The sequence below is a fragment of the Microbacterium arborescens genome, from assembly GCF_030369635.1.
GTDB lineage: Bacteria > Actinomycetota > Actinomycetes > Actinomycetales > Microbacteriaceae > Microbacterium.
Map to the genome: position 1 here is coordinate 1586567 of NZ_CP128474.1, position 18286 is coordinate 1604852.

At 64.7% G+C, this 18286-nt stretch carries 13 protein-coding genes; 3 read left to right on the plus strand and 10 right to left on the minus strand.

Annotated elements, in window-relative coordinates:
- Positions 1–8: 8 nt before the first annotated feature.
- Together QUC20_RS07575 and QUC20_RS07580 are read left to right on the plus strand one after the other, a co-directional pair.
- A complete protein-coding gene (locus QUC20_RS07575; protein WP_289331399.1) occupies positions 9–3170 on the plus strand; it encodes a type I restriction endonuclease subunit R in 3162 nt (1053 codons plus the stop codon).
- The gene (locus tag QUC20_RS07580) at positions 3163–6975 is read left to right on the plus strand and encodes a YobI family P-loop NTPase (RefSeq protein ID WP_289331400.1); all 3813 of its coding nucleotides are present in this window, start codon (positions 3163–3165) and stop codon (positions 6973–6975) included. Before QUC20_RS07575 ends, QUC20_RS07580 begins: the two co-directional genes overlap by 8 nt.
- A 373-nt stretch (positions 6976–7348) precedes the next feature.
- Here QUC20_RS07580 and QUC20_RS07585 read toward each other — a convergent pair whose 3' ends face one another.
- The 3 genes from QUC20_RS07585 to QUC20_RS07595 all read right to left on the minus strand — a co-directional run bounded on the left by QUC20_RS07585 (position 7349) and on the right by QUC20_RS07595 (position 9081).
- On the minus strand, positions 7349–7672 hold the full coding sequence (locus QUC20_RS07585) for a hypothetical protein (protein WP_289331401.1): 324 nt from the start codon (positions 7670–7672) through the stop codon (positions 7349–7351).
- Between the two features lie 555 nt (positions 7673–8227).
- Complete coding sequence (locus QUC20_RS07590; RefSeq protein ID WP_289331402.1) at positions 8228–8587, minus strand: hypothetical protein; 360 nt, start codon at positions 8585–8587, stop codon at positions 8228–8230.
- Positions 8584–9081, minus strand: a complete 498-nt coding sequence (locus QUC20_RS07595; protein ID WP_289331403.1) for a hypothetical protein — start codon at positions 9079–9081, stop codon at positions 8584–8586. Before QUC20_RS07595 ends, QUC20_RS07590 begins: the two co-directional genes overlap by 4 nt.
- A 192-nt stretch (positions 9082–9273) precedes the next feature.
- Here QUC20_RS07595 and QUC20_RS07600 point away from each other — a divergent pair, with 192 nt between their 5' ends.
- A complete protein-coding gene (locus QUC20_RS07600) occupies positions 9274–9558 on the plus strand; it encodes a helix-turn-helix domain-containing protein (protein ID WP_289331404.1) in 285 nt (94 codons plus the stop codon).
- Between the two features lie 134 nt (positions 9559–9692).
- Here QUC20_RS07600 and QUC20_RS07605 read toward each other — a convergent pair whose 3' ends face one another.
- From QUC20_RS07605 to QUC20_RS07635, 7 genes are all read right to left on the minus strand, one after another.
- Entirely contained in the window at positions 9693–10271 is a 579-nt protein-coding gene (locus tag QUC20_RS07605) for a DUF2290 domain-containing protein (RefSeq protein ID WP_289331405.1), read from the minus strand.
- Between the two features lie 73 nt (positions 10272–10344).
- Positions 10345–12477, minus strand: coding sequence for a DEAD/DEAH box helicase (locus QUC20_RS07610; protein ID WP_289331406.1), 2133 nt, complete (start codon positions 12475–12477; stop codon positions 10345–10347).
- Positions 12478–12648: 171 nt separating this feature from the next.
- Positions 12649–13050 (minus strand): MreC domain-containing protein, encoded by a 402-nt coding sequence (locus tag QUC20_RS07615; protein WP_289331407.1) that lies wholly within the window; start codon positions 13048–13050, stop codon positions 12649–12651.
- A complete protein-coding gene (locus QUC20_RS07620) occupies positions 13047–14000 on the minus strand; it encodes a hypothetical protein (protein ID WP_289331408.1) in 954 nt (317 codons plus the stop codon). The genes QUC20_RS07615 and QUC20_RS07620 overlap by 4 nt, the downstream gene beginning before the upstream one ends.
- Before the next feature lie 167 nt (positions 14001–14167).
- Positions 14168–15130 (minus strand): hypothetical protein, encoded by a 963-nt coding sequence (locus tag QUC20_RS07625; RefSeq protein ID WP_289331409.1) that lies wholly within the window; start codon positions 15128–15130, stop codon positions 14168–14170.
- Positions 15127–16674, minus strand: a complete 1548-nt coding sequence (locus QUC20_RS07630) for a hypothetical protein (protein ID WP_289331410.1) — start codon at positions 16672–16674, stop codon at positions 15127–15129. The genes QUC20_RS07625 and QUC20_RS07630 overlap by 4 nt, the downstream gene beginning before the upstream one ends.
- Before the next feature lie 272 nt (positions 16675–16946).
- Positions 16947–18278, minus strand: coding sequence for a site-specific integrase (locus tag QUC20_RS07635; RefSeq protein ID WP_289331411.1), 1332 nt, complete (start codon positions 18276–18278; stop codon positions 16947–16949).
- Between the last annotated feature and the right edge of the window lie 8 nt (positions 18279–18286).

Here is an 18286-nt window from a genome sequence, read left to right on the forward strand (position 1 = left end):
TGGCCGGGATGACCGAAGACGATCTGGAGCAGATTGTACTGAGCGACCTCGCCGAACTCGGTTGGGCAACCGTCCATGGCCCTGATATCGCACCCGGGGAAGCTCACGCCGAGCGCACTGACTACCGGGACACGATTCTCGAGTGCCGCGTCGCCTCGGCCGTCCGGCGACTCAATCCCGAGCTGCCCGCGGCTGCCGTGCACGACGTCGTCAGCACCATCAAGCGCGCAGAATCGCCTCTGGTCGAGACCGAGAACTGGCGCGCGTACAAGTACCTCATCGAGGGCGTGCCGGTCGAGTACCGTGACGACGAAGGCACTCTGCGCACGACGCGCGCCTGGCTGGTCGATTGGGACGACGTCGATACCAACGACCTCATCGCGGTTGGTCAGTTCACTATCAGGGGCCCGAAGCACGAGCGCCGGCCAGACGTAATCTTGTTCGTCAACGGGCTGCCGATGGCTTTGTTCGAGCTCAAGCGGCCCGGCAAGGAGTATGCCAGCGTCAAGGGCGCGCACCGCCAGACTCAGACCTACCGGGCGCAGATCCCCGACGTGTTCAAGTGGAACCAGATCACGGTCGTCTCCGACGGCCTCTTCGCCAAGGCCGGCTCGTTCTCAGCCCCGTGGAACCACTGGGCACCGTGGAAGACCATCGACGGCGTCGTGAAGGACCCAAAGCACCCGGCAGGCTACAAGCTGCCCGAGATCGAGGTCCTGACCCGCGGTCTGTTCTGCCCGGAGGTCTTCTTCGACCTCTGCCGGAACTACATCGCGACCTACGGTGACGGAGAGCACACCCGCAAGGCAGTCGCGAAGTACCACCAGTACTGGGCGGTCAAGAAGGCGGTCGACGAGACGCTACGCGCGGTCGCCGGTGACGGCCGCATCGGCGTTGTCTGGCACACCCAGGGCTCGGGTAAGTCGCTCGAGATGGCTTACTACGCGGGCAAAGTCATGCGGAATCCGGGTATGCAGAACCCGACGATTGTGGTGTTGACCGACCGCAACGACCTCGACGACCAGTTGCTCGATGAGACATTCGCTTCCTCGAAGGTCGGCTCACCTCTACCTGAAGCGCCCGTCCAGGCCGACTCTCGCGCTCACCTCAAGGAGTTGCTGGCAGGACGTGAGTCCGGCGGCATCGTCTTCACGACCATCCAAAAGTTCGGGCTCTCCAAGGCCGACCGAGACGCCGGCCGGAAGTTTCCCCTGCTCTCGGATCGCCGCAACATTGTGGTGATGGTCGACGAGGCGCACCGCTCGAACTACGACATCATCGATGGCTTTGCGCGGCACCTGCGCGATGCGCTGCCACACGCGTCGTTCATCGGCTTCACGGGGACGCCAATCGACGAGCGCGACCGCTCCACCATCGAGATCTTCGGTACGACCATCGACGTGTACGACATGACCGACGCCCAGCAGGACGGTGCGACAGTCAAGGTCTACTACGAGCCTCGCCTGGCGAGGATCGACCTGCCCGAGGCTGCTCGTGAGGAGATCGATTCGGAGTTCGAGGACATCGTCGAGGAGGCCAGCGAGGGCGTCGGCGAGAAGCTGAAGTCCAAGTGGGCGAAGGTCGAGGCGATCGTGGGCTCCGAGAAGCGCATTGCTGAGCTCGCGGCCGACATCGTCGAGCACTGGGAGGCGCGACGCGAGGTGCTCACGGGTAAAGCGATGATCGTGACGATGTCGAGGCGCATCGCGGTCGACCTGTACGACGCGATTGTGAAAATCCGTCCGGACTGGCATCACGAGGACGACGACAAGGGCGTCGTAAAGACAGTCATCACCGGCAACGCGACGGACCCCGCCGAGTTCCAACCGCACATCCGCAATAAGAAGATGCGCAACGCGATGAAAGCCCGCGCAAGTGACGCTGACGACTCGCTCGAGCTCGTGATCGTCCGCGATATGTGGCTCACTGGCTTCGACTCGCCGCCCATGCACACGATGTACGTCGACAAGCCGATGCGCGGCGCGTCGCTGATGCAGGCCATCACCCGCGTGAATAGGACGTTCAAGGACAAGCCAGCGGGCCTGGTCGTCGACTACATCGGCATCGCGGAGAACTTGCGCGACGCCCTGCAGACCTACACGAAGCGTGACAAGGACGGCCGAGCGATCGGCGACGACGTTCGCCGTGCGGCGATCCCGGAAATGCTCGCCGAGCACAGCATCGTGTCCGACATGCTCCACGGCATCGACTGGGTGACAATCCTGGGCTCCGGTAGCGAAAAGGCCTTCCTGCACGCGGTCGCCGCAACGGTTGACCACTTGCTCGAGTCTGAGCGCGAGTTCGTCGACGGCTCGCACGGCGACGCCGGCGAGTTCGCAGACGAGGAGGGGCACTCGCTCAAGCAACGCTTCATGGCGCACATGCGCCGCCTCAAGCAGCTCTATACGTTGGTACCGACCTCGGAGGAGGCCGAGGCGATCCGCGACGATGTCGCCTTCTTCGACGCTGTGCGCCAGTCGATCGCCAAGATCGAGGGATCTGACCGGCCATCGGCCGACGACGACGCGGCGCTCGACACAGCGGTGCGCCAGATCGTCAGCAACCACATGGCCGGATCCGGCGTCATCGACATCTACGAGGAGGCCGGACTCGGTAAGCCCGACATCTCGCTGATCGATGATGCGTTCGCCAAGCAGTTCGAGAGCGCCGAGAACCAGAACCTTCAACTCGAGATGGTTCGACGTCTGATCAGCCAGGAAGTGAAGGTCATCGCAAAGCGCAACATCGTTGCGGGGCGTCAGTTCTCTGAGATGCTTGCCGAAGCGCTGAACCGATACCAGAACCGAGCCATCGATGCGGCGCAGGTCGTCGCCGAGATCGTCGAGATCGCGAAGCAGATCAAGGCACAGCAGGAGCGCGGTGAGCGCACCGGCCTGTCCGAAGATGAGTTGGCGTTCTACGATGCGCTGTCCTCCAACGAAGCCGCGAAGCTCGCGATGGAGGAGGCAGTCATGAAGCAGATCGCGCACGAGCTGACCGAGATCGTGCGCAACGACGCGAAGACGGACTGGAACCTCAAGGAAACAGTGCGAGCGAAGCTGCGAACGCGCATCAAGAGACTCCTGCTCAAGCATGGGTATCCGCCGGACCAGGAGGTAGCGGCGACCGAGCTGATTCTGAAGCAAGCGGAGGTCACCGCAGGTGAGTAGTGACACGAGCGAAGCGAGCCTGAGCGCGGTAGGGCCAGCCGAGTCGGTCAAGGCCCCGGGCGCCGCCGAGAACGCGACAGCAGGCGAAAACTTGCCCAAGAAGGAGATCAAGCTCAGGTCTCTCGCGCCGGAGTACAAGAGCGACCACCACAGCGCATACGTGCGGCACCTCGAAGACGCCGTTCGCGCGAAGAAGAACCGGAACATCGCGCTTACCGGCCGCTACGGCGCCGGCAAGTCGAGCGTGCTCGACGAGTTCGAACAGAAGCACCGCGACAAGACCGTCCGCATCAGCATCAACACACTCGGACCGGACGAGAACGATGAAGACCTGACGAACCGCATCCAGAAGGAGCTAGTCAAGCAGCTCGTCTACCGACTTCGGCCCGGCCAGGTTCGGCGCTCCAGGTTCGCCCGCCCGAAACCGCTCACACGGTGGCGCGCCCTCGCCCAGGCGTTCGGCGTCACCGTCATCGGCCTCGCGCTGCTCTGGCTGTTCGGGGTGCGCCCTGCCAACGGCTGGCCGGGCGAGGGCCTCACAGCCGAAGCTCAGGGCCTGCTGGCGTTGGTCTTCTTCTGTCTTGTGCTTTGCGGAGTGTGGGGCATTCGATGGCTGGTCGGCGACAGGATCGTCTCTGAGGTGACCACAGGAGGCACGAAGATCGCTCTCGGCGACGGGCCGACCACCTACTTCGACAGCTTCCTCGATGAGATCGTTGCCTTCTTCGACGCGGTCGAGCCCGAGTTCGTGATCTTTGAGGACCTCGATCGGTTCGACGATCCCCAGATCTTCGACTCCCTACGCGAACTCAACACGTTGATCAACGCCTCGGCGCACTGGAAGGGCAGGCCGAATCCACTCCGGTTCATCTACGCGATCAAGGACAGCCTCTTCGAGCAGTTGGGCTCGGAGCCCGATCGCAAGGAAGAGGACCCGAAAGGCAAGAAATCGGGCGTCGGCCCCGCAAGTGGCGAGCAGGACACAACCCCGGACGGTCAGGAGACCACGACGAGTGATGCTGCAGCAGCGAAGCCAGCGATCGCACCGAGACTGGACGTAGCTGCCGAGGCTGTTCGACGCGCCAACCGCACAAAGTTCTTCGAACTGGTCATCCCGATCGTGCCGTTCCTCTCTCACCGGAACGCGCGCGACCACCTCTCTGACGCACTTGCCGAGCTTGGCTTCCCGAAAGACTTCGTGTCCCGCCCGCTGTTGGACCTCGTAGCGCGGCACACCACTGACATGCGCCTGATGATCAACATCTGCAATGAGTTCGCAGTCTTCGTCGAGCGTCTCCTCTGGACCGAGACTCCGGCGCCAGGGATGACTGCCGACCATCTCTTTGCGCTCGTCGCGTACAAGAATTTCCACATGGCTGATTTCGAGGCCATCGCGGAGCGCACGAGCACCTTGGATGTACTCGAACGGCATCATCGAGACGACGTACGGGCACTGATCGATGGATTGCAGGAGAAGCGCCGGGACCGCGCAAGGATTGAGGAGCTACGCAAGCGGAGGGAAGAAACAGCCAAGATTCTGGGTCGTCGTCTCCGCGACATGAGCGGCATGCTCCCGACTCAGTACAGCAGGCGGGCGTACACGGTCTCGGCTGGGGCATGGAGCGGTGTGTTGGAGGCTGTTGACACCGTCGATTTCTGGGCGAACGTGGCCGAGACCAAGTCGCTCACGCTCCACCAGACGAATCTCTCGCCGGTAACCACGGGCGCCAAAGTGATTGAGGCTGTCTTCCCAGAGCTTGACAGCCGGGAAGCTTGGCTCGGCCCCGACCCGGCGGAACTCGAGCGTCTCCGGCGGCGCTATGACGAGGACATCGCGATGCTGCGTGGCGCCGACTTCGTCGAGCTAGCCGAGTACGACGGCGTCCCCGAAGGCCGCACGAAGTTCGCAGAGCGGATCACGGATGTGCTGAAGTCAGAACTTGCTCGTGTTCTCGTTCGCAAGGGATTCATCACGCGGAACTACGCCGAGTACTCGGCGATCTTTTACGGTAGCTTCGTCGGGGTCGACGTGGCCTACTTCTACAACCACAGCGTTCAGCCGAACGAGATGTATCTCGACTTCCACTTCACGTCGGAGAACGCCGTTAGCAACTTGCTCGAGCAGGTGCCGTCGGACTTCACGAGCACCGTGAGCTCGCTGAACATCGAAGTGGTCGACTACCTCCTGACGCATCAGCTCGAACGGGCGAAGGAAGTTGCGGCGTACATCGCATCCCACGAGTCGAGCGAGGACGTGCAGGCCTTCCTCGACGCCTACTTCAACACGCCCGAGGCACAGCACGAGGCACTCGTCGGGCTGCTCGCTTCGCACCCATGGCACTCTCTATTCGAGTACTTGGCCGGCCATCGCGCGATCCCGGATGAGGACACGAGGCTGCGGATGTTCGACGCAGCCCTCCTGGGTGTGCAGCCCGTCGAATCGTACAATCTCGGCGAGGTGGCAAGGGAGCTCTTGGCCGCCTATCACCCACGCATGAAGGCCATCACGGCCGAGCACAGCGCTGCTCAGATCGCGCGAGTGTTCGAGATCCTCCAGGCTGTGGAACTTGCTGTGCCGGATCTGAGCCACCTGAGCAAGCCACTTCGCGAGCGAATCGTGGCTGCGCACATGTACGAAATCACCGTCCCAAACTTGCAACTAGCGCTCAGCACCGAGCAGGCCCCTGTTCTGGACGAGGTTAGGAAGAACCAGCATGTGTGGGAACACTGCCGATCCCGCGTCGACGACTACCTCGACGCCATGCGTGCGCACGAGACGGTCGAGTGGTTCGTCCTGTCCGAGCAGGTGCTTATCGACGTCATCAACGAGCAGCACGAGTCCTGGACGGACGACCAGCTGCGGGCGGTGATCGAACGCAGTGCCGACACGGTGGCGATCGCTGACCTCCACGAGCTTCCCGAATCAACCTGGCCGATGCTCGTCGAGTCGCGGCATGTGGAACCGTCGTTGGTGAACACCATTGAGTACGTGAATGCACACGGCATCGACGAGCGGGTTGCTGGCTTTCTATCGCGGAACGGCGAGGGCCCCATCGAGCTGACGGAAGTCGACGCGATGGATGACGAAGCGCGCGCAGGACTCGCGGTCAGCCTGTTGAACGCCTCAAAGCACCTGAGTGCCCGAGACCGCGTGGCGTTGGCAGCTCAAGTGAGTCCTGACGGCGGCGTCGATCTCGCGTCCGTGACGCCCAGTCAGGATCCGCTCTTGGCACGGGGTCTCGAAGTGGGGCTGTTCGAAGACGACCTCGCGACCTTCGCCCACTTCGCACCTGGCGGGTGGGCGGCCATGTCCGAGGCCTTCGAAGTGTCGAAGAATGTCTCGGGCTTCATGTCGCCTGCGATCGTGCGGGGATTCGTCGCAGAGTTCCTCGGCGGGAAGTCTCCTAAGCGTCTAAAGGAGATCGTGGTGGACCGGCTTGCACAGTACGTCGCGGACGACGACGTGCGGGCCCTCCGGGCCGCCGGCGAGTTCGCCCGTGCGGAGTCACTCAAGCTGCCGCTGGACGAGGTTCGGCGGATTGCGCGCGTCACCAAGGCCGCCAGTGCTGTCATGCGTCAGTTGGTATTGTCCGCAAAGGAACTTGCGCCAGTCGATGTCGTCGAGATCCTCGCCACCCTCGGACCGCCCTACGACAGGCTTGTTGCGGGGCCCGGCGCGAAGTTCGACTATCCCGGGAACGTCCCGTCTCTTGACACAGTATTCAGGCGCCTCGAAGAAGCGGGCCGCATCAAGATCACGAGGAAGGTCCTCGGGTCTGGGCGGACTGTGGAGGTGCTCGTCTAGCGAGCGCGACCTCCTGACGCCCGGGAGAGGGGGAGACCGTGCCGTCCCCCGACAGGAGGTCTGGCGAGTTGGCCACAGTCTCGCCGAAGGCAGAGCGCTTGGCGCCGGCCAGCGCTCCACGTCCTACCAGCCAGGCAGGTTCGCGCCGTCGAAGTCCTCAGGACGACGAGCCGGGTCGTGGCGCTCAAGGCGGCCGCACTCGGGGCAGCGATCGCCGCCGTCGACCGGACGCATCACGACGTGGCAGTCGGGGCAGTGCGGCTGCGCACCGACATCGAGATCATCCACTCTGATCGTCCGTTCGTCGATGGGGCCACCTCGACGCAGGTCCGCGCCGCAAGGTCATCGTATCGACGCGGGCCTCGCGGCGCTCCTAGCTTCGAGCAGCCTGCCCGCCCTCCCACCGTCGCCGCTGTTCCTCGGCCGAGATCGCGGAGCTGTAGCCGTCGCGGAAAGGAGCGTCGAACGCGGGCCGTTCAATGTCGGTGCGACAGTGCTCCGAGGCTTCCTGATATGTCTCGAGCCATGCGACGATTACGCGATTGCGCCGTTCCAAGGCCCATTTCGAGACCCGGTAGAGCAGATGCGTCTCGCCAGTCGTTCGGTTCACGGCGGGGCCGTAGTGGATGAGATGCCGCGGTCGGTAGGCCTCGTCGATGACGAGCCAGTCCGTTCTGGCCACCTGGATGATGCGCACGGGCCGAATCCCTTCTCCGGCCGTATCTGAGAGTGTAGGGATGCGCCCGTGCCCATTCCAGCGAGGCATCCGACTGCCCGTCGGCGCTCGACCTCGTAGGCCTTGAGCCCAAGTCGGACAGCCACCTCGTCCGCGCTCAGCGACGCCGCCAACCCCTCGAGTTGCGTTCGCTCTTGGAGTTCAGCCAGCTCTCCTCGGGCGACCCGCGCCTGCGCATCCGCGAGCTCCCGGCGGGTGAAGACTCCCGACTCGATCAGGTATGCCGTTATGTCGTCGGGGAGACGCCTGGCGTCCCGCTCGTCGCTGTTCATGGTTGCCGGCCGAATCGGCTCGCAGGCCGGCCGTACTCATCCCGCGCGGCCATGTCCAGCACCCATTCCGGCGAGGGTCGCCGCAACGCGTAGGCCGCGCGGACGGCGTCGGTCGCGCACCACTTGGGTTGGTAAGCCCGTAGCCGGTTTGCTCAAGATGCCGATGTTGCTCGCCGACCTCCAGCACGCCGGCGCGAACGTCGTAGCGGGTCCGGGTCACCTCGGCAGGGCGCCGGCAGTCCCACTACTCCTTGGGTGAATGCTCATCGCACAGCGTTGAGACCCAGAGATCCACGACATACTGCTTCGCGGGCGAGCCGCACAGCTCGCAGGTCTCGATGCTCTTCCACTCCGCAGCGAGGATCGCTTCATCGAACGCGGGCAGGTAGACCGAGCCGTCGGCGGATGCCTGTGCGTAGAACCTAAGCGAGCCGAATTTGGACTTGACCTGGTGGATCACGTAGTTCGGGGCGATCGATGAGAGTTCCTCGTCGAGTGCTGCGAGGAGTGGAAACCAGCCGGCCTCGACGTCGAGAACCGCTGGCCACCCCGCGGCGAATCGCGAGAGGAGGGGGTGACTCTCGGAGGGATCGCTGTCGCTCATGGTCGGCGCTCCTCTCTCAGATCGATATCGCGCGATGGACATGACGACGTCGGGACACCACTGGCGTCGAGCACCCTTGCAGAGTCGTGACCAGTGCGGATCCGCTGCACCTGACTGGAGCGCGCACGGAAGGTGCGCCCGACGCGAAGACTCCGGGTGATGCCCTTGTCCCAGTTGATCATCCCGCGACGTCGCCACTCGATCGCGGCGTGGCCACGAAACCCAGTCACCGCTCGCTTCCGCTCAAAATAAGTCATCCCGGGCGGGAACGATCCTGGGAGGCCATCTGAGTCTGGCAACAGGTGTGTGAACAGCTCGGCGAAGGTGGGGCCGGTCGACGTGCGGCGGCGTGTCTGCGCGATGAAGATCGCGGCGGCCAAACCCCACTCCTCGGCACTTTGGTCTCCCGTGAAGGCTTCGAAGACATAGCGCCACTCCGCGGGAGGTGGGGTCTCGATGCCTCGCCACCAGATCGGATACGGCTCGAGGGTCACGCTCACCATCACAATCGCGGTCGTATGCGGAGCCCAGCCCCGTGACACGACCGGAGGTCATCGGGGCCGGCAGCACACGTGCAGACGAGAGCGGAGTGATCCGATGGAGACGGTGATTGTTTCGTATGGCCTCCCGAATTATGCCATACGGATTAGGCCATACCGACTGATTGTCATCGCAACGCTGGAGAGATGGGCCGGCGAGACAACGACATCGAGGCGGCTTGGGGCGCCTACGCACAACGTCTCGCAACGGCTCTGCGCCGCGCACGCGAAGCCTCCGGATTGAGTCAGGAGGATGTCGCCTACCGGGCCGGTTTGACCCGCTACACGTACCAGAAGTATGAGAAGGGCGAGTCGCGACCGGGCAGTCCGGCGAACCCGACGTTACGCACAATCTTGGCGATTTCGCAGGTGCTTGGGACGTCCCTCAGTGAGCTGCTGCCTGACAAGGCGCCGGATCTCCGCAGCCGTTGAGCACACCGACGGTGTGCCGCCGTCTTAGGCCCTGATCGGTTGAGTCGACCTGCAGCGGCGTGCTGTCTGTTGAGTCAGGCCCTGCACCCGCGCACGACGAACGCCTTAACGGGGCCCCGCCCTGGACGCGGATCCTAGACAGCCCGCCGCCAGGCCACGTGGGGCTCGTGGCGCTCATCGTCCGTGACGGTGCTCAGGTGGTCATTGGCGGGAAGAGCTGCCCAAAGCGCGGGGTGAGCGAGCCACAGATCCGGATAGAAGTGCTGGTAGACGAACCGGATGAACTGAGCCGGCGTCATGGGTGCTTCGCAGGCGATGCGGCAACTGGCTGCATTGATGGTCAGATGGGCCGCGGGGTGCCCGGGGGCCGATGCCATCGGGTCGTAGTCGAAGCGTATGGTGCTCTGCATCGTGACGTCATCATGGGGGCCAGCGGTGTGTAGCTCGATGATGTCGCTGAGTGACTCAGTGAGGAGCAGATCTGGATCGACTCGGTAGGGGCAGGGCACGAACGCCAGGCGGTGAGATGTTACCGCGCCGTTGGCCACGGTGTACCGCATCTGAAGGAGCGCCCCGTCGTTCAGTAACGCCGAGTATTCCCCGGCGACCGCCCAGCGACGATAGGTGCGTACAGTCGGGTAGTCCGCGAAGTCGACAAACCGCTCCAAGGGTGTAGGGGACCGCCACGCCACCGTATCGCCGTCGACCGTCACAGGGTTCGGTACCAAGAGCAGCTCCGCGTCCAGCAGAGCGCTGAGGAGTTCTCGGATGCTACGGCCGAGGGCGTTAGCTGTCGTCATCGGGCAAACTCAGCTGACTCAGTCGCCGCACCAGTTTCGGCGGGAGCTGCTCCGGGACAATCCTGCCGGCCTCCAGCGCCTCCACGAGCTGTTCGATCGTGAGCAGCCCACGTTCCGCGGCGCCGTCGTCATGCAGGTCGGAGCTGACCCTCCTCATTTCGGCCATCTGTCCTTCTGTGGGGATACGGAACGCGAGCTTGTAGTCGGCTGCCTGCACCCGTCCGATCTCGGCGGCAACAGGGGCCATGGCTGGTCCCCAGCCACAAATCCGCACCCACGCCTTGCTGCGCGTGATCGCCGTGAAGATGGTGTTGCGCCGGCTGACCTCGCTCAGCCCGCTGCCGGCGTACTGCGCGTCCACAACATACACCATCGGTGCCTCGTTGCCTTTGGCGCGGAAGATGTGGGCCACCGCGATTGAGCCGCGCTGGAACACCTCGTCGCGACTGGTGTTGACTCCGACCAAATGGCTGGGGATGCCGCGCTCCTCGAGTACGCGGGCCAGGCGCGCGTACCTTCTCTTCGACGTGTACGCGCTCGGAAGGACGATCAGGATGTCGTCCTGTTCGAGCTCGCCGACCGTGGTGTCCGCAATGATCTGGTCAGCAACCCACTCGTCCTGTGCAAGCTCGTCACGGAACTCTCCCTCCAACACCACCGCGTCTGCGCTTGGGATCCGGTCGAAGTACTTCGGGGTGCTCTCCGTGGCCCGCTCCAGTTCGACCGACGATCCGAGCTTGAGCGTCCCGGAATTGCGGCGGTAGCCGATGTCCTCCCACAGGACGGGGTCATCGAAATGCTGGATGAGCCCGCCTTTTCGATAGATCCCGAATCCCACCGCGTGTGCGGTCGCCAGCGCCCAGGGCGAGTTCCGATAGCACACCGGTAGCACGATGTCCCGGCGCGGCTCCCCTTCTCGGTTCTGGATGTTCACCATCGGCTCGCCGGTCGGTGTGGCGCCGAATAGCTCCGCCACGTTGGCCATCTCAGTCTCGTCTAGCTTCTGAAGTTCGTCGTATGCCCAAACGATTCGCTTGGGGTCCCGCGTGAAGAGGTAGACGAGCTGGAAGAACGCGGGCGGAAGGTCCTGCGCTTCATCGATCAGGACGGCGTCGAACAGCTGAGGAAGTGCGTCGCGGTCCTTCGCGATGCTCAGCAACTCAGCACAGGCGCCCTCGAAGGCGTCGTCATAGCCGAACCGACTGCGTGCGGAGTCGAAATTGTGCGCTTGCACGCCCAGCGCATCGGCGATGCGGGTGTACACCCCGTCGCGGGCGCGAGAGCCCCACGCGTGCATGATGGATACGCGGTCACTGTCTGGCAAGTCGTCCATGTGCGCGAACGAGAATCGTTTGACGAGGTCTTCGAACTGCTGGTACAGCGACCTCGACTGGAATGTCACGACGATATTCCAATCCTGGTGCTGCGCATGGAGAAGCGCGGCTTTTAGCGCCAGCACGATCGTCTTTCCCGAACCAGCGAGACCGCGAATGCGCTGCGGCCCTTCGGGCGTTTCGATCGCTGCCTTCTTCTGCCAGAAGTCGAGGTTCGCGATGCCGCGTTCGATTATCTTCATGGTGGCGCCGCGGCTATCCTCGCTCTTCACCTCGGAGCGCCGCTTTGCGGGCCGGATCGTCGTGACCCGCTGCAGAGCCGCCTCTAGATTGCGATACCGCTCTGCGGATAGCGACTCGAACGAAGTGATCAGGTCGGGGAGCTGCTCGAATGTTGCGAATGTCGCCGCACTGGGTGGCGGCGTACCGGGGTCAGCACTGAACACTGTGATCGTGCCGATAGTGATGTCGAACTTCCTGCCCGTTCGCAGAGACTCATGCCGTGAAAGGTGGCTTTCGAGGGTGTTGTAGATAGTGTCCTGCTCCGAAATGAGCTGATCCCAGTTCTCGTCATCACCTGGCAGACCGTCAGCGAAGCGGAACGCGATCAGCCCGTACTGCTGCGACACGAGCAGCGCATCGACCTCGACACGGTCGTCAGCGGTTGCGAGGACCGGGTACCCGAGGTAGATCGTGCCCTCGTCAATATGCTCCGCGGCAAGCTCAGCAAGCTGCGCGGCGGCCGCTCGATTGTCCTGCTGCCCGTGCACTACCTCGAGCGTCATGCTGCCTCCTCGTTGGCCTCGTCCGTAAATATATCGGCACCCGAAACTGGCATCGTTAGTCGCCCATCGCATAGTGGCAAAGGCAGCCGGGCCGCGAACAGCCGCCGGTGGCGCACATCCACAAGGTCGGCCCGCCAGCTTGTTCGAGCAGCCAGCCGTCCCCGCGCGGGTCTACCGGTCGGCGCGTCCGCGCAAAGGGATGAGGCCGCTTGCGTGTTGGAGTTGGGCGCGGAGGGCATGGTTCTCGAGCGTCAGCCGCTGAACCTCCGCAGCCGCCGTGCGCAGCTCGCTCTCGAAGCGCGCTTTGTCGTTACGGAGCCGGGCAAGCTCAGCAACGGGCAGTTCAGACACGGCACGTTCCGGAGCGCGGGCCCGATTGCGCAGCGCGTCTCTGCGAGTATCGGCGAGCGTCTGCGCGAGTTGAGGGAAACGGCGCCAGAAGGTGGCGTTGCTGAGTCCGAGGCGCGCGGCGACGGCGACGACAGCGGGAGGGCGAGATGGATCCTCCCGCTTGAGCGCCTCGATGACAGCGGTGATCTCGGTCTCGGTCGGTAGCGGTACGGCGCGGGTCATGGCTCGGCTCCGTTGCTCTCCAGCAGATGCATGATCTGCGCTCGGCGCTTCCGCAGGCGCTCCGCCAGGAGCGGTGGCAGCGCGGGGCGGGTCGCGGTGTCGGCGTCGATGATCTCGAGCTCTTCCTGCCAGGCGCGGCGGTTGTCGGCGTCCAAGGCGACGTTTCCACAGACGAGGGGCTTGCATGCGCGCAGGTCCGGGCCCTCATCCGGTGCGCCGGTGCGATCGCGGCAGAGTGCCTTGCGGTGGTCGTACACGCAGGTGACGTAGCGATCGGGATACACCGCGGGATCGTGGCGGGTGATGATCCGCAGCAGTCGGTGACGGTCGGTGGCGACGACGCCTTGGAAGCGAGTCTTCTCGCCGAACTCGGCCAAGCGCTCCCGGGCGGTGTCTGCTGCGGGTCCAAGGAGCGCTGAGTGGTCGTGCTGGTCGATCATGGCCAGCAGGTTCTCACCGCGTGCCAGAGCCTGCTCGGCTTCGACCTCGGCGCGGAACCCGGATTCGGATGTGCCGGCGTAGCCCTCGAACATGTGGATGCTGTGGTGCCGGTACGCGATTGCTCCCGCGATCGATCCGCCGGGGCGGCGTGCGATGTACCAGGCGAGGGTGCGGCGGAACTGCCTGCTGGACAGTCGCCAGGTGCGTCCGTTGACGTCAGGGATCCCGTCGTCCCGACCGTGTGCGGCGCAGTAGTCGTTCACCCAGGTCGTGAAGCGTGCCAGCTGCCTGTTGGTGGCAGCGAGGGTGAGTGCGTGGTTGCCGCCGCGACCGGCTGATCCGGCGCCGGGGCCGACTTTCAGCGGTGTGAACAGCCATTGAGCAGGTGTGGACGTGGCGGAGTGCGCGTCCTCGAGTACTTGGATGGCGCGCGCGGCGGCCTCGCCAATGACCCAGGTTGCAGTGGTGCCGCGGTCGTCGAGCTCGCCCTTGAACGCCGTGCTCGTCACGGTCCACCGATAGGGGCGCCCCGTCCCGTCCCGGGCAGAGGTACAGCAGCCGGGGCGGAGGTGTTTGATTTCGTTGTCGCGCATGCCAGACAGGAAGGCGATCACGATGTAGCAGGCGATGTGGAGCACCTGCGTGAGTACGGTGAGGGACTGGTCCGTCCCGGGAGTCAGGCTGACGCCCTCGATCCACGGCGCCCCGTCGAGACGGCCGTGTACGTCGAGGCCGAGCTCGGCGTATTCCGATACGCCGACGATCGCGGCCGTGGCGAGGATCTCTTCGCGTTGTCGCTCGAGAGCAGTGCGGTCGCACCCGATCTGGTAGGCGATCGCGTTGAAGTGCGAGATGCGCGCAGGCCGGGCAAGGGTGAACCCGTGCGACGGGTCCTTGCGAGGTATGCGCGTATCCGGTCTTGCTGGAATCCGTACGGCTTGCCGGTGATCGGCTCTTTTTGCACTGGGCGGCGCCGGACGCTCCAGGATCTGATTGCGGCGATAACGTCGCCGCTGAAGTCATCCACGAATCGCATCGCCCACACCAGTACTCGGCTGTGCACGGCTTCGGGGATGCGTTCGGTCGTGTTCTCACGGCTACGGCCCGGGTCGGGCTCGCTCCAGGAGGCCGCGCGTCGCGGATCGGTCTGCAGTCCCGCTTCCGCGACGGCGCCGCGGTAGCGCCACAGGATGTTCACGGCCGAGCGCAACGCGAACCGCCTCGACGCGGACGGGAAGGTGGTGAGTAGGTGGCGCTGGTACTGCTCGTAGACCGTCGTTGTGACCTCCGGCAGGTGCTTGTCGGGGTGCGTCGTCTCCAGCCAGCGAAGGAAGATCCGCAGGTTGTAGAACCCGGTCGCGACACTCGAGATCCGTGGTCGAGGCGCCTCGTCCGGCGTTGGCCCGGACAGCATTGCGTAACAGAGCCGTTTGAGCGCGGTCCGGTGCAGCGCCGGGACCGTGTCGAATCGGAGCGTCAGGCCGCGTTCCTGCTGCTGCACGGAGGCTGGCGACAGCGCCCAGTCGTCATCGTCGAATCGTGCCGTGTCCTCGAGATGGTATCCAGGGCGCAATGCGCGCCCATGAAGGACGAATGGGAGATCCGCGATCTCCGCGTCGAACGCAGTGCGCGAGGTCATGGTCGTTCCCAGGGAGGTTCGACGAGATCCAGCAGGCTGTCGTTCGGGCGCTCTGCGTGTGCGCGCGCGATCTCCGCCTCGGTGAATTTTGGCAGCACGTCATGATGGATCGCCGCCCAGACCGGCCCGTAGCGGGCCCACCACTCCTCATCGGAGAGCACCGACCTGCGCGTCTCGAGCGCGTCCAGCAGGCTCAACAGCCGGGGTAGGTGATCTCCGGTGACGACACAGTTGCTGCAGAGGAAGCAATCAAGGAAGGACGTCCCGCAACGACGCCCTGTGAGCGGATGGTGGGAATGGTCACGACACGACGTCCACGCCGTCTCGGATCCGCACGCTTCGGCCTCCGGCGGCGCCGACCCGGCTGGCGGCGAGGTGGTGAGGATGTTCAGATGGCGGCGTCCGCCGTTGTCGCGCAGCGCGCGCAGGTGCGCGTCGTAGGCAGCGCGCTCCACGTCGGTGAACGCCTCGGAAACCACTTCGCGCGCCCACTCGATCGTGGTCTGATCACCCGAGAGGTAATTGCGGAACAACACGGCGGTGGTGTTGCTGCGGGCTGCGGAAGGCAGATGTCCGCCGAGCTGACGAGTACGGCGAACGTCGATACTTGTCTTCAGCCGGTTCGCGGTGAGCCGCAACGAGTCTCCAGTCGCGTCCGGGTCGGGGTCCGCTCCCGACGGTGGGTCGGCGCGCAGGTCGTGCACTGCCACCCACGAGCCCCAGCGCAAGCTCGCATCCAATGAGGCGTCGAACGGATTACGGCACTCCGACGCGTGAGGTTGCCCGCCGAACTGGTGCCATATGGCCCAAAAGGCGGGCGTCTGCAGGAACGCGCGAGCTGGGGCCATAAGCCGATGCAACAGCAAGTAGAGGCCACCAGGCGTATGAAGCTCGCGACCTTCCACACCGATTTCCCACGTGACGGTCTGGTGCCAGTGACCCGGGCCGCGGCGCCGTTTGACGAGATCGACTTCGACCGCGCGCCCCTCGATCACGCGATGCTCGACCGGAAGCTCCTTAATGACCTCGAGGTTCCATCCAGTCACCGCCATCAGCAGCACCAGCATCGGATAGAGGTCTCGGCGAGTCGCGAACACCCTTTCTGCCGTTGACCGCCTCGCCTCGGCGCGCGCCGGAACAGACACTCCTCCCAGTCTCACGCCACCAGCGCGGCGTGCCGCGGACGCGGCTGAATCCTCGCTGGCGTCGGCGTCCGCGTCGGCGTCGTGGAATCTCTGCCGCAGCGCATTGATGTCTGCGCGTGCCGCGGCGATGATTCTCGCCAGCTCAGCATCCGAGTATCCGGAAACCGCGGCCCTATTCCGACCGGCGAATACGCGAGCGCGGAGCCGGTCTCTCACCTCCGAGGACACCAGCTGATTGAGCGGGGGCTGCTCGAAGAGAAGGCCGATCATGCGCAATTCGGCGCCAGCCTGGGCGCGCCCAATGGCCTCGGAGCGCAGCCGCCGGTAATCGTCCACGTGCAACGCGGTGAGTTCCGCCGGCGCCGTCGGAGGCCATCGCGTCCCGTCGAGGAACCGCATGAATCTTCCCAGTGCGCCCCAAGCCCCTTGGCTGGACGCCAGGGTACGAAGGCCACCGGCCGGGCCGGTACGGGCCGCCCATGCACTAGCAAGAGGCTCATGCCAGCCAGGTAGCGGCAGCGAACCGACCTCGAAGCGATAATGCCGCCGATCCTCACCTCTGAAGTGCACGGTCGTTCCCTCGACGCCCGACGTGTCGCCTGCGACCGGGGCGTAGCGCCCGGCCGGAGACCCCGATGGCCGGCCGACGCCGGTGCTGCCTCGCCCCGCCATCACGCTCTACCCTCGGATCGAGGAGCGCGCGGATCGTCCCACCCATCCGGGATCAATGCCAGCCGGGTTTCCAGCTCGAGCTCCTCCAATGCATGCAGGTAGATCTGGGTTGTGGTGACGCTGCGATGTCCCAGAGCCCTGCGCACCCAATCCAGCGGATCTCCGAACACGCGCACATAGTGCGTGCGTTGCTCAGACTTGAGCCCCGCCAACGCGGCGATGTGCCCGCGTTGCAGCTGTTCCAGCGTCAACACGGCAAATGTGTGGCGAAGCAGATGAGCGTGCGCGCGCAGCGCGAGCCCACGTGCCGCGCACCTGTCGTTGGCCTGGCGGAACAGGTCCTTCCAGGGCGACACCGACACTGGAGCACCGTCCTCGGTCAACCACAGCGCCGCCGGTTCCGCCCCGCCCTCTGCTTCGCCCATGATGCGCGCCCGTTCCGACGGCGGCAGATTGGCGATCCTCGTGCGCGACAGAAGTCCACCGCCGGCCCGGGTGGTGACAACTCCTGTGTCGGGGTCCAGAAGCGGGCCGGTGGAATGCTCGTACCGTCCTCGAGCTCGCGCAGACTCGATCACGTCTCGCCGATCGACCCGCACATATTCTGCGATCTCGCGCAGGACGCTCGCGGGTGCGTAGATCCAGCGCTCGGACCCCCACTTGGCTACCGCGCTACCCAACCAAAACCTGTTATACCCGCTAGTCGGTGCCGAAGGGATCTCTGGCGCCAGCAACGAGGCCTGTTCCGTCAGGCGCAGGCCTGTTCGCACCATCAAGTCCGTGAATGCCGCGTTGCGCGCAGCCCACCTTCCACGGAACGACGGGTCCGGAAGGGCATCGGTCGTGTAACCGCGCACGCCCACATCACGCCACGTCCGATAAGACGCTGCGGGCAACCAATGCACGTGCTCACGACGCGCATCGTGCGAATACGTGGCCGCCGTCTGTTCCACAGAACGCGCCACAGACCGCGGCCCCGGGCGCGAATGGCGTTGCGGAATCGGGTTCTCAGCCACGTGGCTACGCGAAAACTGCCAGCGAAAGAACCGGTTCTGGGCGCTGACCTCCCGGTCCCATGTCCGCCCACTGACCAACGGGCCATGAGGATCCTGCCGGCGCCAGAGGAGATACGCGCGATGATCCGTCTCCGTCGCGTCCCGCCAATCGACGACTCCGCGGCCGCGGTACAGGAAGTTGAAGAACATCACGAGGTCGCCCGCGTACCCCACGCGCGTTGACATTCGCGTCGACAGCATGTCCGCCGAGTAGAAGAACTCGTTCAGCTCGCGGTCGTACGCGAACGACGGCGACAACAGGAACGGCGTACCCAACGGGATAC